Source organism: Leifsonia poae, from assembly GCF_020009625.1.
GTDB classification, from domain to species: Bacteria; Actinomycetota; Actinomycetes; order Actinomycetales; family Microbacteriaceae; genus Leifsonia; species Leifsonia poae_A.
Genome location: NZ_JAIHLP010000002.1, coordinates 3,586,632 through 3,612,491, shown reverse-complemented (window position 1 = coordinate 3,612,491; position 25,860 = coordinate 3,586,632). Strand labels below are relative to the sequence as shown.

Annotated in this window: 20 protein-coding genes and 1 pseudogene; 7 read left to right on the top strand and 14 right to left on the bottom strand. The window is 63.8% G+C overall.

What is annotated here, in order from left to right:
* Positions 1-1,488: 1,488 nt before the first annotated feature.
* Together K5L49_RS20275 and K5L49_RS17880 are read right to left on the bottom strand one after the other, a co-directional pair.
* Complete coding sequence (locus K5L49_RS20275; protein WP_263298903.1) at positions 1,489-1,617, bottom strand: hypothetical protein; 129 nt, start codon at positions 1,615-1,617, stop codon at positions 1,489-1,491.
* Positions 1,614-2,003 (bottom strand): hypothetical protein, encoded by a 390-nt coding sequence (locus K5L49_RS17880; RefSeq protein WP_223694892.1) that lies wholly within the window; start codon positions 2,001-2,003, stop codon positions 1,614-1,616. Before K5L49_RS17880 ends, K5L49_RS20275 begins: the two co-directional genes overlap by 4 nt.
* Before the next feature lie 446 nt (positions 2,004-2,449).
* Between K5L49_RS17880 and K5L49_RS17875 the strand changes: the two genes are divergently transcribed.
* Positions 2,450-3,136 (top strand): hypothetical protein, encoded by a 687-nt coding sequence (locus tag K5L49_RS17875; RefSeq protein WP_223694891.1) that lies wholly within the window; start codon positions 2,450-2,452, stop codon positions 3,134-3,136.
* A gap of 360 nt (positions 3,137-3,496) precedes the next feature.
* Here K5L49_RS17875 and K5L49_RS17870 read toward each other — a convergent pair whose 3' ends face one another.
* A complete protein-coding gene (locus K5L49_RS17870) occupies positions 3,497-3,664 on the bottom strand; it encodes a hypothetical protein (protein ID WP_223694890.1) in 168 nt (55 codons plus the stop codon).
* Positions 3,665-4,936: 1,272 nt separating this feature from the next.
* On the opposite strand from K5L49_RS17870, the gene K5L49_RS17865 reads away from it, so the two are divergent.
* Both K5L49_RS17865 and K5L49_RS17860 read left to right on the top strand, forming a co-directional pair.
* On the top strand, positions 4,937-5,416 hold the full coding sequence (locus K5L49_RS17865) for a hypothetical protein (protein WP_223694889.1): 480 nt from the start codon (positions 4,937-4,939) through the stop codon (positions 5,414-5,416).
* Positions 5,417-5,491: 75 nt separating this feature from the next.
* Positions 5,492-6,088: a hypothetical protein gene (locus tag K5L49_RS17860; protein WP_223694888.1), complete on the top strand. Its 597-nt coding sequence runs from the start codon at positions 5,492-5,494 to the stop codon at positions 6,086-6,088.
* An 81-nt stretch (positions 6,089-6,169) separates the two neighbouring features.
* Here K5L49_RS17860 and K5L49_RS17855 read toward each other — a convergent pair whose 3' ends face one another.
* From K5L49_RS17855 to K5L49_RS17825, 7 genes and pseudogenes are all read right to left on the bottom strand, one after another.
* Entirely contained in the window at positions 6,170-7,162 is a 993-nt protein-coding gene (locus K5L49_RS17855; RefSeq protein WP_223694887.1) for a hypothetical protein, read from the bottom strand.
* 289 nt (positions 7,163-7,451) lie between these two features.
* Entirely contained in the window at positions 7,452-9,281 is a 1,830-nt protein-coding gene (locus tag K5L49_RS17850) for a glycoside hydrolase family 3 protein (protein ID WP_223694886.1), read from the bottom strand.
* 25 nt (positions 9,282-9,306) lie between these two features.
* Positions 9,307-10,284 (bottom strand): fibronectin type III-like domain-contianing protein, encoded by a 978-nt coding sequence (locus K5L49_RS20270; RefSeq protein WP_308116579.1) that lies wholly within the window; start codon positions 10,282-10,284, stop codon positions 9,307-9,309.
* 9 nt (positions 10,285-10,293) lie between these two features.
* Positions 10,294-12,098: pseudogene (locus tag K5L49_RS20265) on the bottom strand (glycoside hydrolase family 3 protein); the annotation flags it as partial.
* Between the two features lie 134 nt (positions 12,099-12,232).
* Entirely contained in the window at positions 12,233-13,126 is an 894-nt protein-coding gene (locus K5L49_RS17835; RefSeq protein WP_223694885.1) for a carbohydrate ABC transporter permease, read from the bottom strand.
* Positions 13,123-14,058 carry a carbohydrate ABC transporter permease gene (locus K5L49_RS17830; protein WP_223694884.1) on the bottom strand — a complete coding sequence of 312 codons (936 nt, stop codon included), beginning with the start codon at positions 14,056-14,058 and terminating at the stop codon, positions 13,123-13,125. Before K5L49_RS17830 ends, K5L49_RS17835 begins: the two co-directional genes overlap by 4 nt.
* Before the next feature lie 9 nt (positions 14,059-14,067).
* Positions 14,068-15,387 carry an ABC transporter substrate-binding protein gene (locus tag K5L49_RS17825; protein ID WP_223694883.1) on the bottom strand — a complete coding sequence of 440 codons (1,320 nt, stop codon included), beginning with the start codon at positions 15,385-15,387 and terminating at the stop codon, positions 14,068-14,070.
* A gap of 183 nt (positions 15,388-15,570) precedes the next feature.
* Between K5L49_RS17825 and K5L49_RS17820 the strand changes: the two genes are divergently transcribed.
* From K5L49_RS17820 to K5L49_RS17805, 4 genes are all read left to right on the top strand, one after another.
* A complete protein-coding gene (locus tag K5L49_RS17820; RefSeq protein ID WP_223694882.1) occupies positions 15,571-16,596 on the top strand; it encodes a LacI family DNA-binding transcriptional regulator in 1,026 nt (341 codons plus the stop codon).
* Between the two features lie 217 nt (positions 16,597-16,813).
* Complete coding sequence (locus tag K5L49_RS17815) at positions 16,814-18,685, top strand: endo-1,4-beta-xylanase (RefSeq protein WP_223694881.1); 1,872 nt, start codon at positions 16,814-16,816, stop codon at positions 18,683-18,685.
* A gap of 128 nt (positions 18,686-18,813) precedes the next feature.
* The gene (locus K5L49_RS17810; RefSeq protein WP_223694880.1) at positions 18,814-19,410 is read left to right on the top strand and encodes a TetR/AcrR family transcriptional regulator; all 597 of its coding nucleotides are present in this window, start codon (positions 18,814-18,816) and stop codon (positions 19,408-19,410) included.
* Positions 19,407-20,372 (top strand): DMT family transporter, encoded by a 966-nt coding sequence (locus tag K5L49_RS17805; protein WP_223694879.1) that lies wholly within the window; start codon positions 19,407-19,409, stop codon positions 20,370-20,372. The genes K5L49_RS17810 and K5L49_RS17805 overlap by 4 nt, the downstream gene beginning before the upstream one ends.
* Before the next feature lie 50 nt (positions 20,373-20,422).
* On the opposite strand, the gene K5L49_RS17800 is transcribed toward K5L49_RS17805, so the two are convergent.
* The 4 genes from K5L49_RS17800 to K5L49_RS17785 form a co-directional block, all read right to left on the bottom strand.
* Entirely contained in the window at positions 20,423-21,073 is a 651-nt protein-coding gene (locus K5L49_RS17800) for a response regulator transcription factor (RefSeq protein WP_223695329.1), read from the bottom strand.
* A 14-nt stretch (positions 21,074-21,087) separates the two neighbouring features.
* Positions 21,088-22,296, bottom strand: a complete 1,209-nt coding sequence (locus K5L49_RS17795) for a sensor histidine kinase (RefSeq protein ID WP_223694878.1) — start codon at positions 22,294-22,296, stop codon at positions 21,088-21,090.
* 9 nt (positions 22,297-22,305) lie between these two features.
* Positions 22,306-24,483: an MMPL family transporter gene (locus K5L49_RS17790; protein ID WP_223694877.1), complete on the bottom strand. Its 2,178-nt coding sequence runs from the start codon at positions 24,481-24,483 to the stop codon at positions 22,306-22,308.
* Between the two features lie 207 nt (positions 24,484-24,690).
* Positions 24,691-25,860 (bottom strand): glycoside hydrolase family 1 protein, encoded by a 1,170-nt coding sequence (locus tag K5L49_RS17785; protein WP_223694876.1) that lies wholly within the window; start codon positions 25,858-25,860, stop codon positions 24,691-24,693.

Below are 25,860 nucleotides of genomic sequence, written 5' to 3'. Positions count from 1 at the left end.
CGCCTCAAGATGCACAGCCAAGGCGTCGGTAGTCGACGCGACAAGGCCTACGTACATAAGAAGCGCATTTACAGCGTGGGTTTCGTGCAGTGTCCACCGCACGACGGGATCAGCAGTAGAGGGTGCATTCGCATCGAGCGTCACGGCGCACGTTGTAGACACGCTTTCTACGAAAACGGATTCCGCCCCCGGAAGGGCCTTGCGACGTCGGAGCGTGCGGAGATGCCCCTGCTCCGGCCTTGTAAAGATCGTCGTCGAAGTGTCCTGATGCGCGAAAGAGTTCCGTATGCGGACGAACCGGGCTAGAACGTCGCTTAGTTCACTTCCAGCGAAGTCGCGGAAGTTTGTGTAGGCCGTGAAGATCAGCCGATGATCGAGGCTCTTATCGGCGAGGTCTGAACGACGATATGCGACTGGCGAGTGCGCAAGATGCGCGGACCAATGATCACTAGGGGTAAAGCCGACGTAATCTCCGAGGAGGCTGTCTAGGTTTCTCGGACTGGGCGATTGCAGACTTTTTGCAATAGCTATTGTCAGCGTCGATATGGCCGCTCGCGGCGTTCCTAGCCCAGCAAGAGCAGCTACCGTGAGGGCCTCAAATGTCTCTTCGAGGGCAGCGACGCTCGACGCGACGAGGGCCCGATACAGGGACACCTGCTTGGCGTCTGTGCGTCCCTCACGCCCAGAGGACGATGGCTTGCGCGCGCGAGCGATGTCGATCAAATCGACAACGGTGAAGGTGGCCGCCGTTGCCCTGTCAAGTGCCGATTGAAGCGGGTGAACAGGCGCCATGCGACCTCCAAGAACATCGGCATCCGAGCGGCCTATTTGCAAACACTAAGCGACTAGTGAGGAATAGACACGTCTCCCAAACAGGGGAGTCCACCGCATTCGACACGAACCTTTCTCTTCGCGGTCGGAGTCCCACCGGCGTCTGCAACAATGGCGTAAACGGTAGCGACCCGCTCCTGAACGTCCGCATCGCCGCCTGCACATCGGGGTAGCCGCGAGCGTGATCCGGCTCGGTGCGTGCGCTCTTACATTCCTTTACACAAGGTTCGAAGTGTAAATAGCGCGACCGGAGGCTATCCGTCTGTCGACTGTGTCATGGCGACGATCGGTGATCGGCCGCCGGCGTCCTGTCGTCGCTCGGCTTCGGCGGTCAAGTGTTTCCAAAGCGGCGTTGCCTGGACCCAAGAACCGATGTGGTACCGGTCGCTGTCTTCCAGCTGAGCCGAACGCGCTGCTTGGAAGAGCTCGCGAGCGTGTTCTCGCAGGTAGGCGACTGCACCGTCGAGGCGTTGGTCAGTGAAGGTGTCGACGTCGTCGATTCGGTAGGGCGCTCGGAGGATGTCGATCCACCAGATCGGTTCCTCGTTTTGGTCGAGCATACGGACGTCGACGAACCCAGGAGGCGTGGCGGCGAATTAGCCGAATGGGAAGGACGGACTGCAACTGCGGCAAGCCGTCTCAGATCTCCCATGCGCGCTAGTTCAGGTCGATGATGCTTTGAGGGCCGAGTCCTTCCGCTTTGGCACGGATGACGATGCCTTCCGGGATGGTCTGGGAGGCGATGGCGCACGCACGTACTTCCTGCCAGCCAGCCTTCTCGATCATGCGGGTCTCCCCACTGAGGGGCCTCCGTCGACCTGGCGGATGTCGGTCACGTAGGTGGTGGTGCGCCTGGTGAACGTGACTCGGCGCGGATCACCGAGTGGTTCCACATCGAAGACCGCCGGTTCACCGATCGCGAGCTTGAGGATTCGCAACAGCGCCACTTCCTCGCCGTCGCGGCGCAACCGAGAGGGGAAGCCCACCTCCGGGTCGTCCGGGGCGTGAGTTCCAGGTATTCGGCGTAGTCGCTCCCGTTCGGTGTCGATCTCGTATCGGCTGCCGGATTCGGTTGTGATCAGGAACCTACCGCGAAGTTGCACGGTCTGGTCAGAGACCAGCAGCTGCATGATCGGGGTGATGAACACCGTCTCGATGTCGTCGTCATCCATCTCGGACCTCCTTGCGATGAAGGGACGCTACCTGCCGAGAACGCGATCGCCACAGGCGCAGATGAGCGTTTGTCGCGGAGTCGGCTGAATCACCCGAAGTGCCCGTCATACGTTCGACGCCACACGTCGAGGAGGAGAGGCGTCATGACGAACTCATCCAGTGCTGACCCCGCTGAGTTGACCGACCGGGACGCCGGCGTCTTACTTGGTCACCACCGTCAGCGGGTCCGCTTATCGGTTCGATCTGGACGCCAGCACTGTGGAGCTGTCGGGGCGATAACGTGCTCACACTCAGGACAGCAGCCTGTTGCCGTCATTGCGCGCGACCTCTACCGCCCAATCCTCCTTATCCCGGGCAGTGCTCTGGATGCGTCGAGCTCGATGAATACGGCAACGCGACGGTCCCCTTCGAGCAGGCGCGGATTACGGACGACAGGGGCCTTTGAATGAGGGACCGAGAGCAGGAACACCGCAGCGAGCTGACACTCCGTGACCGTGGCGCATATCTTGTCACTACCGCGACTTCGAGCGTTTATCGCATCGACCTGTCGGAGGCCACCGTCGAACGCGTCGACGGGTATCCGCGGATTGTCGAAACGCCGTCTGACAGCAGGCACTCGCTGCGCACGCTCAACAGAGTGCGGGTCGGCGAGCGTGGGCAATGGACTCTCCACCCTAAGGCCGACGATGCCGACGACGGGCTGCTCTGGTACATCACCAGCAGGATCATCTCCATCATCGCTGCCGACGCCCCGCCCGCCGTTCGTGACTCGACCTGGCACGTCCTCGGCCCCGTCCACACCGACGCGAGCCTCTGCGCACGGCTCCGCTTGTCCCAGAGCGAACTTGATCAGCTCGTGCAAACAGACCAGATCCTGCGCGTTGTGACGGCAGACGGAACTGACCTCTACCCGGCATTCCAGTTCGGAGACGATGACTCGCTTCTGCCCGGGCTAGCCGAGGTCATCGCCGAACTCGCAGCGGGCACCAGCGACGCGTGGACGTGGTGGCAATACCTCGTGACGCCCGCCGCGAAACGCCACGGGAAAACCGTCTGGGAAATCCTTCGCGATAACCGCCTCAACGACGCAATCCGCGACGCCGGCCAGACCGCGTGGGCGTGGAAGGAGTGAGCAAACGTGAGACTCTCGCACAGAGGCCGAAACTCTCACCATTTCGAGGGACAATTCGGTCGGCCACGTACCCCCAAGTCTGGTGAATTCCTTTCCAAACGGCCCTCTTGGACGAATCAGTCTCGTACCGTGATGAGTGACCCCGTCGGATCACGAGACCAAATCTGACGGCGTCGGTCTCGCCCTATCAACATCCGAACGCACACATTCCGATAGGAGCGATTCGTCATGCCCAACGGGCTTCCCACCCGCCTCACCAACACCGCCTCAGAGGCGCGCGCGCACCGACTTCCGCCGATTCCCGACGGACTCTTCGAGCGTGCGCACAACCTCGTCCACCAGAGCAGGATCCCATCACGCCTAGCAGAGTGGCGTCACGACGACGTCACCCCTGGCCACTACGTAGCCGGCGCTGCGATTGACGATGCGGCCATCCTGACTGCCTGGCTCCTCGCCGCCATCGAAGGTCACGCGCCCCGGAACAGCGACATCGCCGAGATCCTCTTCGAGCGCCTCTCCCCCGAGCACAGAATGACCCTGCAGGTCGGCCGGCCGGCCGACAGAGGGGATCTCCGCTCGGCAGCGGCCCAGCGGGCGATCGCTCGACTGCTGGCTCCAATCGACCCGTACCCCATCTCAAGGTACAGACGTCGCACCAGGCAAGAGGCGGCGCGAATTGTCGGACAACACGATTCTGATCTCGAGGCACGTCGAGGAGATCGACTCGACGAGCTGACCCGCCGTCTGATCACCACTCCCGTCCGCCCGTCGACCGACAGGTCGCTCGAGTTCTGCCTCACAAGCTCAGCAATCTTCATCCCGGGCTCGGGGCCCAGCCCTTCCCACTCCGATCGGACCAAGCAGGTGCAGGACCTAGGCGTGAGCGACCCGTTCGCTGTCGCATTCCCGAGCCCAATCCGTGCAGCAGGAGCCGGTCGACCGCTCTGGGGCTGGACTGCATACTTTGCAGTCCCCTACCCGTCGCTGGGCTCCCCACGAAAGCTCCCTCTGATCGTGGCCGGCGCCACCCTGCAACGTCCTGGTCAGAGCGACTTAGACGCAGCGCTGGCAGTCATCGAGTCCGCTCGCCACGCAGGCATAGAGCGTCTACCGACCCGACGCGCGACGACCAGACACCGAAATGACCGAGCGACGAATACTTTCGAGGCCCCCGGACTAACCAGCTCTCGCAGGGATGGGAACGAAGGACAGCATCGCGCTGAGCGCATCCACGCGCGAGGCGTCAGCGCCAACGTCCTCGGGCACCTCCATCGCAAGTCCCGAGGCCTCGGCCACGCCCAACTATCCCTCGCCATTCACCTGGCGGCGATGAACATGATGTCCATCGCACACGTGTCAGCAGAAGAGAGCAGGCATCGACTCTCGAGCGACCGCCGAGCCCTTCGCGGAGCCACCCTTGAACTCAGCGCCTCGAGCCCAAGCTGGGGCCACCCCGAGCGGCGTGTGGAGCTCACCCGTTCCCCAAAGTCTGGTGAGTTCGGCTCCCACGGCACCCGCTGAGGCGCCTCATCTCCACGCGCGGGTCAGCGCCCGCTCGATCGTGAGACCCGATCCAGCGGTGCCGCCCTCGCCCCATCACTCCACTCCAGATAGGAACAAGTCATCGTGCCCAAAACCACACTCAACGCAGCTGCAAATCCCTTCTCGCCCACGATTCTCCTCCCGGACGGATTGACCCACTCGTCCGGCTACCCCGCCGGCACTCGCTCATGGGTCATCCTCATCACTCCCATCTCAATCAACCAGCTCCGAAACCAGGACCGAGCCGAGATCGAAAGGTTGAAAGCCCAGATCGCTCGCATCGAAGCGGGTCACCGAGAGCGTCGCTACGTCCGAACCATCCAGAACTCACCGAGTGGACCGGAAGGTGGTCCGACCTTCCGTATCTACATCGAAGGGACCGAACTCCACGTCACCGTCGATGTCGCAGACCGGCACATCGACAGGAATTACGACCACGACGACCGCTACGACCCCTACAAGTACTGGGGATTTACCGGCGACATGCTCGACGCGGCAATGGACCTCGAGGTCGAGCACTGGATCAAGACGCTCCAGTGGGACATCGACTACCTTCCCACCCGACCTGAGACCGCCGACTACACCGCAGACGAACGCGCGCAATGGCACGTGCACAACTGGTACACCGACAACGCTCTGGCATACCGCCATTTCAAGGCGCTCAACCATGAAGGGGAGCGAGCAGCCCTCTACACCGTCGACGGCCTGCTCGACTTGCGAAGACTGAACGGTCAGTAGCACGCAACCGCTGAGATCACACCAGTCCGGAGGCCGCGCATAGAAGCCTCGACCGAATCCAAACTGAGGACGCCCATGACCACCATCCAAGAAGACAACCGCCGTGTCGGCGCAGAGCACGAGATCGCTCACGCCCTCGCCTACATCGCTCACGGTCGCCCATTCATCGACGTCGAGGTCGACGACATCGGATGCGGAGCCGTCAACGTCGAACCGTGGTCAGGCCGCAGCGACGTGATCGCGTGCATAAAGATGGCCGGCCCTGCCGCAGACTTCGCGTACCTGGCGCGACGTGACGGCGAGGATACGGCCCTCGAAGCCACGGTTGATGGTTGGCGAGAGCTGCTCAATCTCAGACACCCCGACGACGACCCGGATGCGATGCGCAGCGACCAGGCCGGCGCAGCCGGGTCGGGACTCATGGCGTACGGGTTCGCCTGGGCCGCGGGGTTCTTCACGTCCAACCGCGACTTGATTTCTGAGCTGGGTGCGGAGTTGCGTGCTGCGGGTGGCCAGTTGAACTACAGCCAGGTTCTGCAGCGAGCAGTGAGACGATTGCAGGGCGCTGATCCGGTCGAGCTCACACGGATGCTCAACAAGGTAAGCGCGTACTCCACGGCGATCGAGGACGTGCAGGCGAATATCCGGAACCTCGCCGAGGTATCGAACTAGTCAGGCTCGCGCGGTCCAAGTCAGTTGAGTGGTCCGAGCAGTTCAGCAGAACAAGGCTGGCAGGTCGTCTCTTGCCTGAGGCTAGACGATCCAACCGTTCCGCTCCTGCTCGTCGATGTATTGCTGAGCTGTCAGCGGCAGCCGGGTGTCTCGGAGCACTTCCCGGACGTCGTCGATGCCTCTAGCCTCCATAGCGGTCCGCAAGTAGCGCAGCAGCTGCCTTTCGCTTGCGTCGCGGTTACACGCCTTTTCGAATCGACGGAGCTCGTCCGGGGTGGCGTCGCGACCGAGTGCCGATTCCAGTTCGTATTGGCGGTTGGCGCGCTGAGTCCATGCTGCACTTTGGCATTTTGAGCACCAGCGACGCTCGAGCGCCTCCATCGTGGTGAGTGCTTCGCCGTAGAGGTCCACGCTGACGAGCGGTCCGTAGTACTCCCCGGGCGCACGGTTTTCGTGGTACTTCACGGAAGGGCAGGCGTCGACCGCAAACGCCCAGTGCTTCTTTTCGCCGCCGCCGCCGTGTGAGTTGACGGTCGTCGGGTCGGGCCGGAGAAGGCATAGGACGGCTGGTTCGCCGTAGATGTCGGGGAGGATGACGTGGGAGCCCAGGTCTCGGATTCCGCACCACTCGCAGATGTACCGGGAGTTCTTGAATGCTTCGGCGACCTCGACAGCCTTTTGCAGGGTCTCCGGGTGTGGTTCCCGTTCGGGCGTGTGGTAAATCGAGTCGCCTGCGGGTACCTTCTGGACTCGCCACCCGGTCGAGTAATGATCTTCAGCCAACCACTGCTTGTCCTGTCGGTCCCAGCAGACGTCGCCGCTGAATGTTGCCGGGACGACGAGGGCAGCCAACTCCTCGAGGATGGGCGGGAGAGAAGCGTCCATGAGGTCATTCTGGCGGACGCGTGCGACATCGAATATCTCGGGGAGCGTTGCTGCCAAGGAACGAGGACCGCGAAGGAACCTGAGACCGTAATGGGTGCGGAGTAACTCCCGCGCTTCGACGAATCCGTAGCACCTGGTTGTCGCTGCGGCGAGGCGGCGTCCCTCGCCCACCCGGCGGATGACGCGCACGTTCCGGATGCTGTACCGGGTGACGAATCCACCGGGCGTGGTCTCGACCAGGCGGCCATGATCGACGTCTACCGCCGCAGGCCTCGGCGGGTTCGCCAGCCAACGAAGACATGGCCAGTGGCTACGCGGGCGACTCGAGGGAGCGAGATGCGCCGCGACCACAGCGTTCCGGTGACAACCAAGGTTTCTCCGACGCGGCGTGCCCCGGCGACGCCGAGACGACGGACTGCCATCTACCCGCTCATGGCGAAGATGACGACGGCGCCGATCAGATTCGGGGCTGCATACCTTAGATTCGCAAGCCATGACCGATGCGGAAGAGCGCCTCTGCGGAGCCACCGGGCTCGTCCGGCGCGTGTTCCCGAACAGCCTGCATCGACGATGGCAATTCAAGGGGCAAGCGACCGCGAGGAGTTATCTCTCCCGTCAGCGCGTCGAACAACGCGGCGTCGCTCGCTCCGAAAACGCCCACTAGCGAGACGCCCGGCATGTTCACAAATGGAGTGAGAATCGCCGCCCGGTCGAGGTTCACAACGAGGACCACGGGGCTAGCGCTCGCGATCCCCCTGATGCGCTCGACCTCATCGTCGGGAAACTCCAACGAACCCTGATGAAACCACGACTCGAGGAAGAGTTCGTCTCGCTCCTCCCACGGTGCGTTTACACGGACGATCGCGATGTCTGCTTCAGCGGGCGACGTGACGATCTCAAATCGTCCTGCGCTTTCCAGACGCATCCCATCCAGGTACACACGACCAGGCGCGCTCAGCGGAAGGATGTCCGCTTGGTTCGTCAGGACAGTCACGGACTCCGCTTGGGCGATATGACCCGCTTCACGGAAGGCGGCGTTTCCGACCACCGCAGACGCAACCAGTTCGTCGACGAACGGATCGTCGAAGAGCCCGAGCTCGAACTTGACCCGCAGCAGTCTTCGGGCAGACGCGTCGATCCGTCGTTCGTCGACGCGACCGGACCGGACGAGTCCGAACAAGAGGTCGACGCATTCTTCGCCGCCGAACTGATCGGCGCCGGCATCGAGAATGCGCAACATTCGCTCTTCCGCGGTGAGATCTTCGACGCCCCAGGCTCGCGCTGGGAGCACTTGATCTCCAACGTGGTTGTCATTGACAAGCTCCCAGTCCGTCACCACGACACCATCGAACCCGAGTGTGTCTCGGAGAAGTCCGGAGATGATCTGTTTGTTGTAGCCGAACCCAACCTCCTCGATATTCTCTCCGCCGACCTTCAGACCGACCGGCATTCCGTAGTAGGGCATGATGGCGCTGGTCTTCTGCGCGATGGCGCTACGAAACGGCGCGAGATGGTCCTCGAAGCGTCCGGCCGTATAGGTCTGTTCCCGCCCGTACGGGAAGTGCGCGTCCTCGCCATCTTTCTGAGGGCCGCCTCCCGGAAAATGCTTGGTGGTGCAGGCGACGGACGAGGTACTCAACCTCGGCCCCTGCAGCCCTTCCAGGTAGGCGACGGTGAGGACGGAAACCAGCTCAGGGTCCGCGCCGAGAGTTCCCGGCAGCCGCGCCCATCGCGGTTCCGTCGCGAGGTCAAGCGTGGGGTGCAATGCTGCCCGTATGCCGATCGCCCGATACTCCTGACGGACGATGTCAGCGAAGGTGCGTACGAGATCAGGATCGCCGATCGCGCCGAGCCCGATCGGCTCAGGCCACTGCGAGAGATGGTTCGCAGTGAACGAGACGCCCGAGTTCTCGACGAACGCGTGTCGCGGATCGCTCGAAACCGTCACCGGGATGCCATGTGGCGTCCGTTCCGCCAGCTCTTGCAGCGCATTGCTCCACCGGGCGGCGAGGCGCGGTTCGGGGAGATGGTGCACGTTGAAATGGTTCATCCCTTTGGCGATAACCACCGTGGAGGTCGGCGACTTCGAGATCGCGCCGGGCGTCTCCATGAGTGTCCCGTCATGACCCGTTTCGATGACCGTCTGGAACATCAACCCGACCTTCTCGCTCAGGCTGAGTCGCGCCAACAGGTCGTCGACCCGGTCGTCGGTCGACAGTCGCGAGTCCTCGTACGGATCGAGCCGGCCGTTGCCGTTCAAGTCTCGATAGGAGAATCCGTCGACGGTAACGCTGCGTTTCATGGGCATGAAGACTTCGTTCCGCTCGCTCGGATCACACGCTCTCGGACGCCGTCGCGTGCTCGATCGATGCGAGGAGCTCGTCGTATGCGGTTTGCGAGAACTGCCCACCGCTCAGCGCAACGAGCTGGCGTAGCGGCGTCTCCAGCACAGGCTGGAGGGCTCCCTCATCGAACGTCTCATCCGCACCCAAAGCCCGTAGCAGCGCCGGGCGGCCAGTCGGATCATTGAGCCAGTCCGAGACGGTGCTCGTACCTTTGAGCGACCGGGCAGGTGCGAAGACCTCCCGCTCCGTCGCTGACTCCACGAGCGACTCGTACGCCTCGGCCGAGAACTGTCCACCGCTCAGGTACACGAGCTGCGCTGGTGGAAGCGCCTTGATCTGCGCCAGCGCGTCGTCATCGAAGTCCTCCCCTGCACCGAGAGCGTCCAGAAACAGCCGCCGTCCCACGGGATGTCCGAGCCACTGCTCGATCGTGCTGGCGTCGGTCAGCGCGGGAGCGTCGAACGACGACGAATTACTGCCCGCAGCGACAGCCGCGGCGTTCAGCTCCGTCGTCGCTACCCGACTGAACAGGTTGCGAGCCGGCCCCGTCCGATGATCGGACCCCACCAGGTTCGTCTCCCCCCGAAGTCGGATCGCGGCTGAGGAGGCGCCTACGAAGAGTTTGATGAGGCCCGGTTCGACGACCCACCCGTCTCGGGAGTCCCACAGGGCGAGCATGCTCGTGGGAATCTCGACACTGACTCGTGACCCGGCGCCCGCCGCAAGACTGATGCGTTCGAAGGCGAGCAAGGTCCGGCCCCGGCGAGCAGTCCGCGCGACGACGTCGTGTCCATAGATCTGGACAACCTCGTCACCGTCGCGCTCACCGACGTTGACGACCGTGAAGGCGAGTCGGATCGTACCGTCGGTCGCCGCCTCGGAGTGGACCTCCAGGTCGCGGTACTCGAACCGGGTGTAGCTCAATCCATGTCCGAACGGATAGACGAACCCCCCGTCGCCATTCACGTACGCCCGTCCCTGCACCGCACGACCATACGGTGAGGGAGCCGACCCGGCGGACTTCAGCATGCTCATCGGCAGTCGGCCGGCGGGGTTCACGTCTCCGAACAGAACACGTGCGACGGCGGTGCCAGCCTCTTCGCCGCCGAAGAACGAGCTGACGATCGCGGGGACCGATTCGGCCATCCAACCGAGTACGAACGGTCGGCCGTGGCTCAGTACGACGATGGTGGGCGTCCCCGTGGCGAGGACAGCTTCGACCAGTTCTCGTTGCACCCCTGGCAGCTCGCAATCCGTACTGTCGAGCCCTTCTCCGACGGTTCCGAAGCCGTTGATCCCTGCCTGGTCGCCGACGATGACGATCGCGACGTCGGCGTCGGCGGCTGCCGCGACCGCGGACGGGATTCCGGCGGTGTCCGTACCTGCGATGCTGGTTCCCTGGGCGTAGACCACCTGGGTCTCGGAGCCGGCGCGCTCTTTGATCCCGTCAAGGAACGTGACGATCGGCACGGAAGTCACCATCAGGCGCGCGTCATCCGGCCCCATGCGACCGACGAGCTCTGACAGTTCATCGGCGGTGGCTTGCGGATTCGCGGCATGGGCGAACTGGCGGGTGACGCTGTCCAACACCTGGTAGCTGTAATTGCCGAGCTGTCCCATCGGCCGGTCGGCGTTCGGTCCGATGACCGCGATGCGCCCGAGGCCGGGGCCGAGCGGGAGTAGCGGTTTCGCCCCCACCGCGACGTTTTTGAGAAGGATGGTCGAGCGCTCCGCGATCTGTCGCGAGAGAGTGCGCGCAGCATCGTCGTCGAACGTCTCCGGCACTGCGGCCAGATCGATGTAGGGGTCCTCGAACAGTCCGATCGAGAACTTCGCGCGCAGAATGCTTGCGACCGCGCGGTCGAGGTCGGCTTCGTCGAGAACACCGCTGTTGACAGCTTCGACGATCTCCGTCGTCGATACGCGGTTGTCGAGGTCCTGATCCAGTCCGGCCCGGAGTGCTCGCGCGAGGGCGTGGTGGTGGTCGGGAGTGACGCCGTGCTTTGTCGTCAGCTGTGCGATCGCGTTGAGGTCCGACATCACGACGCCGTCGAATCCCAGCTCCGTGCGCAGGAGGTCCTGCAAGAGCTCGATCGACCCGGTGACCGGCAGACCGTCGACAGTGTTGTATGACGGCATGATGCCACGTGCCCCGCCCTCGCGGATCGCCATCTCGAACGGGACTGAGTGCACCTCCCGCAGCTCTCGCTCACCCAGCTGCGCGGCCTCGGTGTTGCGGCCGCCGTCGCTGGCGCTGTAACCGATGAAGTGCTTCAGGGTGGCGATGACTGGCTTCGTCGGATCAGCGTCTTGGAGTCCGCGGACGAAAGCCGTCGACATACGGCCGACGAGGTACGGGTCCTCGCCGTAGGTCTCCTCCACCCGCCCCAGCGCGGATCGCGGGCGACGTCGGCCAGCGGAGACAGAGCCTGGCGCACACCGAGCGCGGTCATCTGACGGCCGATCGTGTCCGCCATTCGCCCGACCAGCTCCGGCTGCCAGGTAGCCGCCTGAGCGATGGCGTCCGGGAACACCACGGCGTCGCGGACCTTGAATCCCAGCAGCGCTTCCTCTCCCAGGAGGATAGGGATGCCCAGGCGGGTCTCTTCCACATGCTTGCGCTGGAGTTCGTTCGCCGCCTTCGCCGCATCGCGCGGCGTGGCGTCGAGAGACGAAAGGGCGGCGACCGCCGTTCCCCAGCCCTCTGCCGGCGGGTTGTGGACGTCGACGACCGCGCCGAACGGCGACGCGATCTGGGCCGCCTTCTCCGCACGTGTCATGCGACCGAGCAGGTCGCTCACGCGGTCCTCGACCGGCACTGTCGCGTTCTGGTAGGGAGGGGTGGGGTCAGTGCTCACGTGCGCTGTCCTTACTTGATTCGATGGAGCGAGTGTGGAGGGCGGGGTCGCTGACGTCAGCCCTTGATGCCGGAGCCGAGGGCGGACCGGATGAAGTAGCGCTGAGCGAACAGGAAGATCAGGAGGACCGGCACGACGTACAGTGCGGCCGCGGCGGCCTGCACCGTCGGGATGACGTTGCCGTGCGGATCTTGGTACCACGCGGTGATAGCAACGGCGAGGGTCGTCCGGTCGAGGTCCAGGAAGAGCGATGGGGCGATGTAGTCCCCCCACGACGACACGAACGACAGCAGGAACGACGTGATCAGCACCGGTCGGGAGAGCGGCAGGAAGATCTGGAAGAAGATCCGGGCCCAGCCTGCACCGTCGATGATCGCAGCGTCCTCGAGCTCGCGCGGCATCGCAGCGAAGAACTGTCGGAAGAGGAAGACGAGGTAGGCGGACGAAGCGAGGCCCCAGAACACCCACGGCCAGTACGTATTCAGCAGGCCGAGTTGGGAGAACATCACGTACGTCGGCAACAGGGTGAGGATCTGCGGAATCATCATCGTCGACAACAGGATGATGAACAGCACGCCCTTGCCCGGCGCTTTGAGCCGGGCGAATCCGAAGCCGACTGCGGCGCTCGAGAGGGTGACGAGCACGGAGTATGTCAATGAGACGACGAGCGAGTTGCCCGTGTACCCGAGGAAGTTCATATCGGTGAGCGCGTGGACGAAGTTGTCCCATTGCGGTTGACTGGGGAGGATCTGGACCGGCAAGGCGGTCCACTCGCCGGGGGTCTTGAGGGCCGCCAGGAGCAGCCAGATGAACGGTCCGATGAAGAACACGCTGAGGGCGAGGATCAGGATGTAGATGCCGACCTGCGGCTTCTTCCTCCTCGCACGAGTGCCGCGAGTCGCAGCTTTGACGGGCGCCTGCTCCTCGGAGTGCTGGGCTGTGGCGGTCATCGTGTTGCTCCCTCGCGCTCGGCGTCGGCATCGACCTCGTAGTAGACCCAGGATCGGCTCGCCCTCATCAGCACAACGGTGAGTGTGAGGATGACGATGAAGAAGACCCAGAGCATCGCCGAGCCGTACCCGAATCGGTTGTTGACGAAGAACTCTTGGTAGACCTGGACCATGTAGAACCGGTTGCTGTCCGGCACAGTCCCGGCTGCAGCGATCCCGCTCGCACTAGTGAGTAGAAGGGGCTGGACGAGGATCTGGAGCGAACCGATCACGCCAGTGATGACGGCGAAGAAGATCACAGGCGAGATCATCGGCACCGTGACGTGTCGGAAGACGGTCCACTTGCTCGCCCCGTCCACACGAGCTGCTTCCTCCAGCTCGATAGGCACTCCCTGGAGTGCAGCGAGCATGATGATCATGCCGCCGCCAACCCCCCAAAGCATGAGGACGATCAGGGCGTAGAACGCGGTCGGATCGATCAGCCAGGAGACCGGCGGGATTCCGACGACTCCGAGAATGGCATTGACGATGCCTGCGTCCTTATTGAAGACCAGCTTCCACATGATCGCCATCGCCACGACCGGAACGACCGAAGGCAGGAAGAATACGGTGCGCCAGAGGCCGACCGCTCGCAACCTCCGGTTGATGATGACCGCCAAGCCGAGTGATCCGGCGACGCTGAGCGGCACGATGATGACGGTGAAAAGCACCGTCCTCAGTAGTGCCGCCCAGGCGTCGCCGTCGCTGAACAGCTCGAGGTAGTTCTGAAATCCGATCCATCTCCACAGCGGCGAACTGCCGTCGAAGTTGGTCAGGCTCACCAGGAACCCGTACACCATTGGTGCAGCGGTCAGGAGGAGAAAACCGATTGCCCACGGGCCGACGAAAGCGTAGAACGCCTTCTTCGGGTATCGGGTCCACGTGCGAGTCATGATCCGGAACTAGCCGATCTGTTCTTTGCCCTGCTTGAGGGCCTTGTTGATGTCGTTCGTGATCGAGGTGGCAGCCTGGTCAACGGTCAGCTGCTTCTTGATCGCCTGCTGCAGGTACTTGTCGATCGTCGTGTTCACCAGGTCGGTGGTCACGTAGGGCGAGTCGGGCAGCGGCTCAGCGTGCGCGAGCTCATCCTGGGCGACCTGATAGGCCTGCTTCTGGTAGGGCAGCGTCTGAGGCATTTTGGACATGAGGGACTTCAGCGCCGGGATTCCCCAGCCGCTGGCTGCGCGATCCTCGGCAGGCTTGCCCGCCATGTAGTACTCGATGAGCTTCCAGGCCGCGTCCTTGTTCTTGGCTTTCGCCGGGATCCACCAGCCCTGTCCGGAGTAGGTCGTGGCCACCTGCTTGTCGCCCATCACCGGCGCCGGAGCCATCGCCACCGTCTTCATGGCTTTGGGGTCGGCGAAGTTGCCGCCGAACCAGTAGCCGTCCTGCGTGATGGCCATCCTGTTGGCGGCGAAGGTGGAGTAGTCGGACCCGTCCGCAAGCGGGTTCAGCGAGGTCGGGCCGACGTTCGCCTGGCCGAAGTCGACATACCACTGGAGTGCGCGCTTGGCCTCTGCAGAGGTGAAATCAATCTTCGTGAGGTCGCTGTTGTACAGGTGGCCGCCTTGCTGGAGGACCATCGCGGAGATCGGCGCGTACAGGCTCCAAGCCCACTCGACGCCGAGTCCGTACTGGTTGCCGTCCGCGGAGGTCAGCTTCTTCGCGACGTCCAGAAGCTGGTCGTACGTGGTCGCCTCGGTTGCGCTGAGGTACGGGACCTGCGCTTTGTCGAAGAGCGCCGTGTTGTACCAGAGCGTGTTGTCCTGGCTCCAGTCCTTCACGATGCCGTAGATGTCGCCCTTGCCGCTCTGCTTTCCGTTCCACCGGAAGCCGTCGTTGACGGGCTGCAGGTCGCTCTCCTTGAGCACTTTGCTCTTGGCCAGGTACGGCGACAGATCGGTCGCCAGGCCCCGCGCGTTGATGTTCGCGCTCCCGATTGCAGCCCCGACCGCGATGTCCGGCGGATTGCCGGCAGCGAGCATCGTGTTCAGGCGAGTCGTGTCATTGACGATGACCTTGACGGTGATGCCGGGGTTCTCCTTCTGGAACTCGGCGATCTGCTCCTTGGACAGGTCCTGTGCCCCGGTCATGACCGTGACCGTCGTGTTGCCCGGAGTGGAGCTGGATGTACCGGCCGTGCAACCTGCCATCAGGGGAACGGCCGCGGCCATTGCGATTGTCGCGAGGATGCCGCGCCGGATGCCCTTTCTCGTGTTCATGTGTGCCTCTCGTCGTTGAGTAGTGATCACAGAGCACTGCGTGTCTCTGCTGACAATTACGAGACGATACATACGCACCGGTGAGGCTTCTATGATTGTGCGCAAAAAGACTCTCCCTCGATGCGAGGGAACCATTGAGGTGCTTTCATTGGTGGAAGCGCGTGCGAGGAGGTGCGTGGGGCTATGGCGCCAGGACCCGAAGGAACTGCTCGAACACGTATCGTCGACGTCGCCCAAGCGTCCGGGTACTCCCCCTCTGTCGTCTCCCGTGTTCTGTCAGGAAAGGGAGACGTCACCGCCCAGACCCGGTCTCAGATCCTCGCGATCGCACACGAGCTGGGATACGAGCGCCACGGCGAGTTCAGGGGACGACCGTCGATCCCACCCAAGCTCATCGACTTGACGTTCTTGTATTTCGACAATCCCTGGACGGCCCAAGTCATCGCCGGCGCACTGAAGGCAGCATCTGCACTGGGGTTCGACGTCCTGCTCACGACGGAGCAGGACGATGCGAACGCCGACTGGGTCCGGCGCACACAATCCCGCGGAGTCGCGGGCGCGATCATCTGCCAGATCAGACCGACATCGGAGGAGCTGCGACTGCTCGCGAGGTCGCGCATTCCGATCGTCCTGCTCGACCCTCGATCGGAGACGAGTGAGGCCGTCCCATCGGTCGGTACAGACGATCGCCAGGGCGGGTACGATGCCGGCCAACACCTCGCCGCGACGCCCGCGACCCGGTTCATCGGGCTCGTGGGTACACCGCAGTATCGATTCGGGCGCGCACGGATGGATGGCTTCGTCGACGCGATCTCGACTCTGCGGCCGGGTGCGAAGGTCGAAATCGTGCAGATCCCGTGGTCCCACTGGCACGCGACGCAAGCGGTCCTTCCCATCATCAAGGCGACCGACGACGTCATCGGAATCTTCGCCTGCAACGACGCGATGGCAACGGGGGTCTACAGCGCTGCCGCACAGGCCGGGAAGGCCATTCCGACGGACATCCATGTCGTCGGCTTCGACGATGAGCCGACCTCGCGCCTTCTGTCACCACCGCTGACGACGCTCAAGTATCCGCTCCGGGAAGCCGCGGCAGCCGCCGTCCAATTGATCGCCGACGCCGCCCAGGGTGTTGCCATGCCGACGGAACGCATCGAAGTCCCCTCGCAACTCATAGCGCGCGGCTCGACGCGCACCGTCTCCGGATAATCGAGCACGCCGGCCTGATCGATCGAAAGGTCGGGACCAACGTGGTTTTTGCGCACTTATGAGCGAGCCGCGGCGGGGCCGTGCCACTTTGGATCTCGCCTGCTCGACGGCGAGTGGCTCGGACGAACCACGTGGTTCACACGTCCCACTCACTCCTGTCGTGCTCGGCGAACGCACCGTGCATCATTCCTCAAGGACGAAAGTGAGACACGAACCGATGAAAGCGTCCCGCGCCATTTCGGCGCTCGCAACCATAGTGATCGGGCTGGCCATCCCACTGGTCGCCATCCAGCCCGCCGCCGCCGATTCACCGACCACCCTGCGGCAGGAGGCTGCGCAGCAGGGCATCATCATCGGCTCCGGCGCCATCAATCCGGACTATCTCGACGAACCGCAGTTCGCCCAGGTGCTCGCCGATCAGTTCAACAGCCTGTCGCCCGAGAACGAACTCAAGTGGGAGTTCAACGAACCTCAGCAAGGGGTCTTCGACTTCTCGCGTCTCGACAAGCTGGTCGATTTTGCGCAGGCCCACAACATGAAGATGAAGGGTCACGGCCTCATCTCCGGCTGCTGCAACCCGCCGTGGCTCGAGCAGATCACCGACGCTGCCCAGCTCAAGGCTGCAATGGCCACGCACTTCAACGCGCTCATGCAGCGCTACGCCGGGAAGGTGGACCGCTGGGATGTCATGACCGAACCATTTTCGACCTTCGGCGGAACGGGCCTCGAACACAACTTCTTCTACAACGTTCTCGGGCCGGACTACATCGCAGAGGCGTTCCGGATCGCTCATGCGGCCGATCCGAGCGCAAAGCTGTTCATCAACGAGTCGCTCGTCGAGTCGTATCCGGCCAAGCGCCAGGAGCTATACGACCTGGTTTCGAGCCTCGTTGCGCAAGGCGTCCCGATCAACGGAGTGGGCCTCGAGATGCATGAGACCCTTGCGGGGCCGCCGCCTGGCGTCATCACCGACATGGTCAAGGCATACAAGGCGCTCGGCCTCGACGTCGCGATCACGGAACTCGACGTGCACACTTACGATCCCGTCAGCCAGGCGCAAATCTATGGCGACATCGTCTCCGAAGCCCTCAAGGCCGGCATCAAGGACATCAACACTTGGGGCTTCACCGACGAGCACGCCTACACGTGGCTCCCCGGAGCAAAGCCGTTGATGTTCGATGAGAGCTTCAACCCCAAGCCTGCCTACTTCGCCGTTCACGACGCGCTTCACAACTTCGTCTCCGACGCCAGCGGGCCTGAGCTTTCCGGCCTCCCCGGAGATATCGTCAACGAGAGTGACGGCCTGAATCTCGGCGTCACTGCCAGCGATCCAGAAAGCGGAGTGGCAAGTCTCACGGCCAAATTCAACGGAGTGGACGTGCCAGCCACGGGAGCTGTCTCCCTCGCCGGCCTCGCAGGCGAGCGAACGCTCACCGTCACGGCGGTCAACAACGTCGGATTGACGACGACGGCGTCGAAGACAATCCTCGTCGTCCCGACAGATCACGCCGCCGCGCAGCCGAGCAGAGCCACACTCTCCAACACAAGCGGATGGGCGAACGGCCTCCATGATGGCTATTACTCCATCAACATGGATCTCTGGGGCGGCACCCCAGGGAGCGTCTATCGTCTTTACGAGAACGACGCTCTGATCTCCACGGAGATACTCGGTGCGGATGCCGCCGTTCCGCAGCATGCAACGACTGCCGTGGACGGCAAGCCCAATGGCACGTACACCTATCGCGCGGTGCTGATCAACTCGAAGGGATCGACCACCAGCACAGCCACCACGGTGAAGGTCACCGACGCCAACCCGGGCAAGCCCGTGGTGAGTGACGACAACTGGGATCACGATGGCAACTTCACAGCTACGGCCAATCTCTGGTGGGGGACGAACGCAAATTCGTACACGTTCTCCCTCGACGGGGTTCCGGTCAGCAGTGGCTCCCTTGCCGCGCACACGCCTGCTGCGCAAACCGCATCGGTGAGCCTGTCAGGAGTGAGGGAGGGAACCCACTCGTTGACGGTCAGTTTCGCGAATGCGTACGGCTCGACCACCTCGGATCCGGTTCAGGTCGTGGTTCGCTGACTCCACCACGATTCGCCGGGCACCCACTGAGAACAGCTGGTGCCCGGCGGTTTCGTTCTGGCGATGTCCTCCACAGTTGAACTCGCGCCCCTTTTCTAGGTAGACTGACCTACCTAGTTGGAGGAACCGTGTCAGCAGCAGAAACCACATCGACTAAACGTCAGTCGCGAGGCGCCCGAGGGAAGATACTCGCCGCCGCGGCACGCCGCTTCTACCTCGATGGGGTCGCTGCGACCGGAATCGACACGATCACCGCTGAGGCGGGCGTAGCGAAGATGAGCCTGTACAACAATTTCGCTTCCAAAGCCGACCTCGTCGCGGCCTATATCGATGCCCGTCACCAGGAATGGCTTGCCCTTTACCGGGCCAGGGAGCTCGAAGCCGTAACGCCGCGTGAACGGATCGTGGCGGTTTTCGACGCGTATGTCGATCATGCGGCCGCGGCATACGATCACGCATTCCGTGGTTGCGGACTGTTGAATGCCGCAGCAGAGCTACCAGCCGGAGACCCAGGGCGCGACTCAGTCCGCAGGCACAAGGAGGAAGTCGAGTCGATTCTGCGCGAGCAACTGCTGCAACTCACCTCGGCTGAAACGGCCGACCTGATGGCGGAGCACCTGTCGTTCGTGCTGGAAGGTTCGATGGCTCGCGCGGGGCTCGAGGGCAACGACCAACGCCTCCTGTCCGCCCGCGCTCTGGCGCTCGGCCTGGTCGGAACGTTGTGACGCCGTCGGCCGCCGGCGCGGGGGCGGTCCTGCTGGCGGGTGTGCTCTGGGGGACGACCGGAACAGCGGCGAGCCTGACACCGGATGTCAGTCCGCTCGCAATCGGCGCAGCAGCGATGGGCATCGGCGGCCTCCTTCAGGCACTGATTGCCGCTCCGTCCATCGCTGCTGCCCGTCGCGAGCTTCGTGCGCATCTCCTCATGCTGTCCGCGGGAGCGCTGGCGGTCGCCATCTACCCACTCGCGTTCTATTCGTCCATGCGCTTGGCAGGGGTCGCTGTGGGCACTGTCATCTCGATCGCTTCCGCCCCCATCGCATCGGCGGTCCTAGAACTGGTCATCGACAGAGTGCCGCTATCGCGACGATGGATCGTTGCGTCGACCCTCACGATCGTCGGAAGTGTGCTGTTGTGCTTGTCGCGAAGTGCAGACGGCGCGGCCGCCGGGGGCCAGACCGCTCTGGGCGTTGTATTGGGACTCGTCGCCGGTTCGACGTACGCCCTCTACTCCTGGTGCGTACATCGGCTGATCCGTGCCGGGGTTGCGAGATCGGCCGTCATGGGTTCGGTGTTCGGGCTCGGGGGTGCGGCGCTCATCCCCGTTCTCGTGGTGACGGGCGCGCCGATCCTCGCGTCGCCGATGAACATGGGAGTCGCCGCCTACATGGCGCTGATTCCGATGTTCGGCGGCTATCTGCTGTTCGGCGTGGGTCTGGCTCGTATCCGCGCAAGCACAGCAACGACGCTCACACTCGTCGAACCGGCGATCGCCTCTATTTTGGCGGTAGCCGTGCTGAACGAGAACGTGGGACCGGCCGGCTGGTCAGGCCTCGCGCTGGTCGGCGTCGGCCTGGGCGTCCTCAGCGTCACAGGGCGGAAAAGTCGAAAGCACACGCTCGCGTCGAACATCTCACCCACGGCGCCCGCACAAGCGATAGCGGCGGTCGAGCCGTCCAACGGCTGAGCGACGGGAGACGATCGATCCCGAATCCTTCACCGCCCGTGATGCCCCGCTCAGCTGCAGAGGCTCGACTGATAGGCGATCGCGACCAGCTGTCCGCGATCGCGCGCCCCGAGCTTGAGCATCGCGCGGTTCACGTGCGTCTTCGCTGTGTGCGGCGAGATATGCAGGTCTCCTGCCAGCTCGATGAGATCGGTCCCCCTGGCGAGCCTGCGCACGACTTCGCGTTCGCGCTGTGTGAGCAGGCCCACGCGACGCTCGAGCTCCGGGTCGACCGCCGACTTCGTTGCTGGGGGCGAGACGTTGCGCATCACTGCCCGCAAAGCGGCCTCGGAGAGGGTCGGCCGCCCGGCCGCCACCGCCTCGAGAGCCATCATCAGGTCCTCGGCATCGGCCGATTTGCTGAGGAATCCATCGGCGCCGGCGCGTATCGCCATCAGGACGTCCGGGTCGCCGTCGAATGTGGTGAGAACCAGGATTCGGACGTCGCGTAGGGCTCTGTCCGCACGGATCTGCTGCGTTGCGAGGACACCGTCGAGAACGGGCATGCGCAGGTCCATCAGCACCACCGAGGGGCGAAGCTCCTTTGCCATCGCGTGCGCCTCGCGACCGTCCTCTGCCTCGCCGACGACTCGCACCCCTGACGCTTCGAGAAGGGTGCGCAACCCGGAGCGTATCAGCGCCTGATCGTCCGCTAGCAGCACTGTCGTCGTGTCTGTCACGGTCGCTCGCCTTCCCTGTTGCCTGTCGTTAGTGAGACGAAGGGAAGTTCCCCGACGAGGGAGAACACCCCTAACTGGCGGGCCACCGTGAGACGTCCGCCTGCTGCTTCCACACGCTCGCGCATCCCGATGAGACCGAACCCAGTGCTCTCATCGAAAGTTGGCCCATCGTCTATCGGGTTGCTGATGACGATTCGTACCCCCTCGGGCGAGTGCGTGAGGTAAAGAGTCGCTTCACCGGCACCATGCTTGTGCGCATTCGTGAGCCCCTCCTGAACGAGCCGGAACAGCGCTGTTGAGGCTAGGCCGTCCAAGTCCGGAATGTCCTCGAGAGTCGATTCGATCTGCAACAGTGCCCGGAAAGAGTCGATGAGTGCAGGAATCCCTGCCTGACCGGCAACCGTCTCAGACACGCGATCCGCATCTGAGACCCGAAGAACCCGGAGGATTCCCTGCAACTCCGCCTGAGTGGTGCGCATGGTGTCGTGAATCTGGCGGAGCGAGCGATGAGCGAGCTCGGGCGCACTATCGACGGTGGCATCAGCTGCAAGGGCGTGGATTCCCGCAACCGCGATCGAGTGCGCGAGCGAATCGTGCAGGTCCCGCGCAATGCGAAGACGCTCCTCGCCGATACGACGCTGCGCCTCGGCTTCCTTGCCGCGGGCCGCGTCGTCTGCCCGTTGTTCGAGCGCGGCGACGTACGATCTCTGCGTGCGCAGGGCGAAGCCGAACGACGTGACGGCGAGTGTCCACACGGGAGTGATGAGGACGAGTGGTGAGAACGGCGATTCTCCGAACGTCACCAGCGCTCCGACGTAGAGCGCCGCAGCATGCACCGCCGCGAAGGCGATGACCACGCGTGGACGCACCCGGAGGGCCGCCGAGAAGAGGACCACCTGCGCCATCGTCCAGACCGCGATTACGGCCTCCGGAGTCAGCAGTACGAAACCGCTCGTCACGGTCGCAGCGATCATCGAGCCGAGCGGGAATCGCCGCCGCACGCAAACCGCGGCCGCGATGACCAGCAGCACGGGAGCCACTCCTGCATCGGCCGACGCGAAGCCCTGGTAGCCGGCCGCGACGAACGCAATCGCGGCGGCGATATCCAGCAGCCCCTCCCAGGGGACGCTGCTCGGGCGACGCAGGGAGGGCAGGAGCCGCGCACCGTGACGGCGCGCGACTCCTGCGACGAACTCGGATTCCACTCGACGACCTTAGGTAACGGACACGAGAGGTCCATGCGTCTTGTCTGAGAGCGAGTCGCCCTCGACGTCGACGACGGGAAGGATTCGGTCCAGCCAGTTGGGGATCCACCATGCCGACTTCCCGAGGAGGAAAAGAGCCGCGGGCATGATGATCATCCGGACGATGAAGGCGTCAGCCACGACGCCCGCCGCCAGCCCGAGCGCGATCGATCCCACCAGAGACGACGGGCTCATCGCGAAGCCCCCGAAAACCGCCGCCATGATTCCCGCAGCAGCGACGACGACGACCGCGGATTCTCTGAACCCGTGGACCACGGCGTCTCGCGGACTCGCGCCGTGAACATACGCTTCGCGCATCCTCGAGACAAGGAAGACTTGATAGTCCATCGCCAAGCCGAAGATGATGCCCGTGAGAATCACAGGGAGGAGGCTCAGGAGGGGGTTGCCTTGTGGCGCTTGCACGATGGAGTCGAACCATCCCCACTGGAAGACCGCGGTCGTCGTACCAAGACCTGCGCCGAGGGAGAGCAGGAATCCCACGGTGGCGATGATCGGCACCAGAATCGACCGGAACAAGACGATCAGCAGGATCAGCGCGAGCCCGACGATGATGGCCACATAGACGATCAGCGCGTCTCGGAGGCGTTCGTCGGAGTCGATGCCGATCGCTGTCGCTCCGGTCACCACCACGTGCGCGCCTGATGGCGCCACCCCATCGCGGATCGCGTGGACGAGCGCCTTGGTCGACTCGGCCAGGGGTCCTGCATCCGAGATCACCGTGAGTCGTCCAACAGTGCCGTCTCCACTTGTGCCGGATGGAATGACCGAAGAGACGGTGTCGAGCTTCGCGATCCGAGCACCCACCTCGCTGGTGAGCGTGCCGACGGGTCGGCGGTCACCTTCGACGAGGACGACGAGAGGGTCCTGCGACCCGGCTCCGAACTTCTCAGCGATGAGGTCGTAAGCGGCACGTTGCGTGGAGTGCGGGTCCTCTCCGCCTGGTGTGGACAGGCTCGTCGCCATGCTGAGGACCGGTAGGGAGACCACGATCAGCACTGCTGCAGCTCCGGTGAAACTCAGCCCGGGCCGCTTCCTGATGGTCGAAATCCAGGCGGGGAGGAAGCGCGGCCGACGCGTCTGCGTTGCGGTCGCGCGCTGCTTCTGCTCCCTCCGGGGAAGCAATCGGCGTCCGGCGAACGATGCGATCGCGGGCAGGAAGGTGACCGCCATGAGGACGGCGACGATGACGGACGCAGCGGCGGCGATTCCCATCTCGCCGAGGAACGGGATACCGACGACGGTGAGGCCGGCAAGCGCGACCACGACCGTGGCTCCCGCGAAGACGACGGAAAGCCCCGCACTTCCCACGGCTCGGGAGATGGCGTCCTCGGTGTTCTTGCCGTTGCGGAGCTCGAGTCGCACCCGAGCGAGGAGGAACAGGCCGTAGTCGATGCCGACGGCCAGGCCGAGCATCACTGCCAGGATGGGGGTGATCGAGCCGATCGGGGAGAGCGCGGACGCCGCCAGCACACCGAGAATGCCCACGCCGACGCCCAGGAGAGCGCCGCCCATGTTCGCCCCCGCAGCGACGAGCGAGCCGAAGGTGAGGAGCAGCACGATGAACGCGATCACCGCGCCGACAATCTCGGAAGGACCGAGAATCTCGGGGACAGAGCCTTCAAGCGTGTTGCCCACCTCCGCCGTGTACCCGTCGCCACGAAGGTCATCGGCGATCGAGGCCATCTTGGTTTCGATGGACGGAACGTCAGAGTCCTTCACGTCCTGGAGAGCAACTGTGATCACGGCTGTGGTGAGGTCTGTGGAGAGGAAGAGCTGTTGCGGGTCGAACGGATCACTGACTGCCGACACTCGAACGATGCCGCTGATCCGTTCCGTGGCGGTCGCGATGTCTTCCCGTGCCTGCGCCGATGTGATCTCCTCACCGGCCGGCGTCTCGACGACGAGCTGCAGGCTCTTCGCGTCGGGGTGCTGGTTAGGGAACTTCGAGTCGAGCAGTTCGAGCGCTTTGGAGGACTGCGTTCCGGGGACGTCGAAAGTGCCGGTGCTGAAACGCATCCCCGTGAGCGCGGTGACAGCGAAAATTCCGAGGAGGACGATCCAGCCGACGATCACGGCTACGCGATTGCGCGCCGAGAACCGGCCGAGTCGAGAGAGAAGAGTTGCCATAGGGACTCCGGTAAGTCGGCGACCTGTGGGCCGCGTCGAGTTGGTCCCTCTCAGCCTGAATTGCTCGACCGAATCGCACATCCCGCGTACGCGGTGTCCTGGCTACCGCGTTTGCGGTACAGAGCGGCGCGACTCAGGGCGAGTGACGTTGCCGTCGCTCGCCCTGAGTTCGTACACGCGCCCCACTCTGGGAGCGCGATCTCCCGATCAGAGCGCGTTGTCGGAGGCGATCTTCCCCAGCCAGGCGAAGCTCGGCTTGGGGTGCCGCTCGAAGGTCTCGCGATCCACGGCGATGAGGCCGAACGTGGGCTCCCAGTGCCCCCACTCGAAGTTATCGAGAAGGCTCCAGTGGAGGTAGCCGCGGATGTCGATCCCGTTCTCGATCGCGTCAGCCATGTCGTTCAACGCAACTGTCGTGTACGCGATGCGGCGCTCGTCGTCAGCGGTAGCGATGCCGTTTTCGGTCACGAGGATGGGAACGTCTCCAACCACCTCTTTCGTGTGACGGAGCGCGATCCCGAGCGCGTCAGGCCGGTACGCCCAACCCATGATCGTGTTGTCAGGGTGCTCGGGATGCGGCACGATTCCGTTCGCGTCAACGGGCTGACTGGTGTACGACTGAACGCCGAGGAAGTCGTCGTCGCGCGAGACGTCGAGGTACTTGTCCTCGATGAGGTATCGGACCTCGGCGAACTTCTCCTCGTTTCCGGGGGTCGGGGTGAGGGCCTGGTTCGCTACCGTCCAGCCGACCTTCGCGCCGGTGAGCTTACGGATCATCGGCGCCACGCTGCGGTGGGCCTCGATGAATCGATCTCCGATCTCCTGGTCCGGAAGCGCGTTCATCGGATACGGCTTGCCCTGTGCGACCTGTCGCTGACCGCCGTGAGTGATCGCCAGAACGTTCGGTTCGTTGATGGTGACGACCCATTCCACCCCGTCCAGGATGCTGCAGGCCTGCTCGACGTAGCGCGTGAACGCTTCTACCGAGTCCTCGGCGAGCCAGGCACCGCGCTCTTCGAACCAGAGCGGGTGACTGAAATGGTGCAAGGTGACAACCGGCGTCAGTCCGAGACTCACGGCCGTGTCGATCATCCGCCGGTAGTGAGCGAGCTCCGCACGCGAGAACACTCCGGGGAGCGGCTCGATTCGAGACCATTCGATGCTGAAGCGGTAGGCGTTGTACCCGGCCTCGGCGAGGAGGCGCATGTCCTCCCCGTACCGGTGGTAGGAGTCCAGTGCGTCGCCGCTCGGTTGCACGCCGTAGTCGGCAGCGAGCTGCTCAAGGCGCCACCAGTCGCTGTTGAGGTTGTTTCCCTCGACCTGATGGGCGGCCGTCGCGGCGCCCCAGAGGAAGTCGGACGGGAACGAACGGGACAT

Excerpts from the sequence above, each read along its gene's own strand:
- K5L49_RS17850 (WP_223694886.1), bottom strand. The coding sequence starts at position 9,281 with ATGCCCATGAAACGCAGCGTTACCGTCGACGGATTCTCCTATCGAGAC.
- K5L49_RS17835 (WP_223694885.1), bottom strand. The coding sequence starts at position 13,126 with ATGACCGCCACAGCCCAGCACTCCGAGGAGCAGGCGCCCGTCAAAGCT.
- K5L49_RS17815 (WP_223694881.1), top strand. The coding sequence starts at position 16,814 with ATGAAAGCGTCCCGCGCCATTTCGGCGCTCGCAACCATAGTGATCGGG.
- K5L49_RS17790 (WP_223694877.1), bottom strand. The coding sequence starts at position 24,483 with ATGGCAACTCTTCTCTCTCGACTCGGCCGGTTCTCGGCGCGCAATCGC.
- K5L49_RS17825 (WP_223694883.1), bottom strand. The coding sequence starts at position 15,387 with ATGAACACGAGAAAGGGCATCCGGCGCGGCATCCTCGCGACAATCGCA.
- K5L49_RS17880 (WP_223694892.1), bottom strand. The coding sequence starts at position 2,003 with ATGGATGACGACGACATCGAGACGGTGTTCATCACCCCGATCATGCAG.
- K5L49_RS17830 (WP_223694884.1), bottom strand. The coding sequence starts at position 14,058 with ATGACTCGCACGTGGACCCGATACCCGAAGAAGGCGTTCTACGCTTTC.
- K5L49_RS17875 (WP_223694891.1), top strand. The coding sequence starts at position 2,450 with ATGAGGGACCGAGAGCAGGAACACCGCAGCGAGCTGACACTCCGTGAC.
- K5L49_RS17860 (WP_223694888.1), top strand. The coding sequence starts at position 5,492 with ATGACCACCATCCAAGAAGACAACCGCCGTGTCGGCGCAGAGCACGAG.
- K5L49_RS17820 (WP_223694882.1), top strand. The coding sequence starts at position 15,571 with ATGGCGCCAGGACCCGAAGGAACTGCTCGAACACGTATCGTCGACGTC.
- K5L49_RS20275 (WP_263298903.1), bottom strand. The coding sequence starts at position 1,617 with ATGATCGAGAAGGCTGGCTGGCAGGAAGTACGTGCGTGCGCCATCGCC.
- K5L49_RS17785 (WP_223694876.1), bottom strand. The coding sequence starts at position 25,860 with ATGTCCCGTTCGTTCCCGTCCGACTTCCTCTGGGGCGCCGCGACGGCC.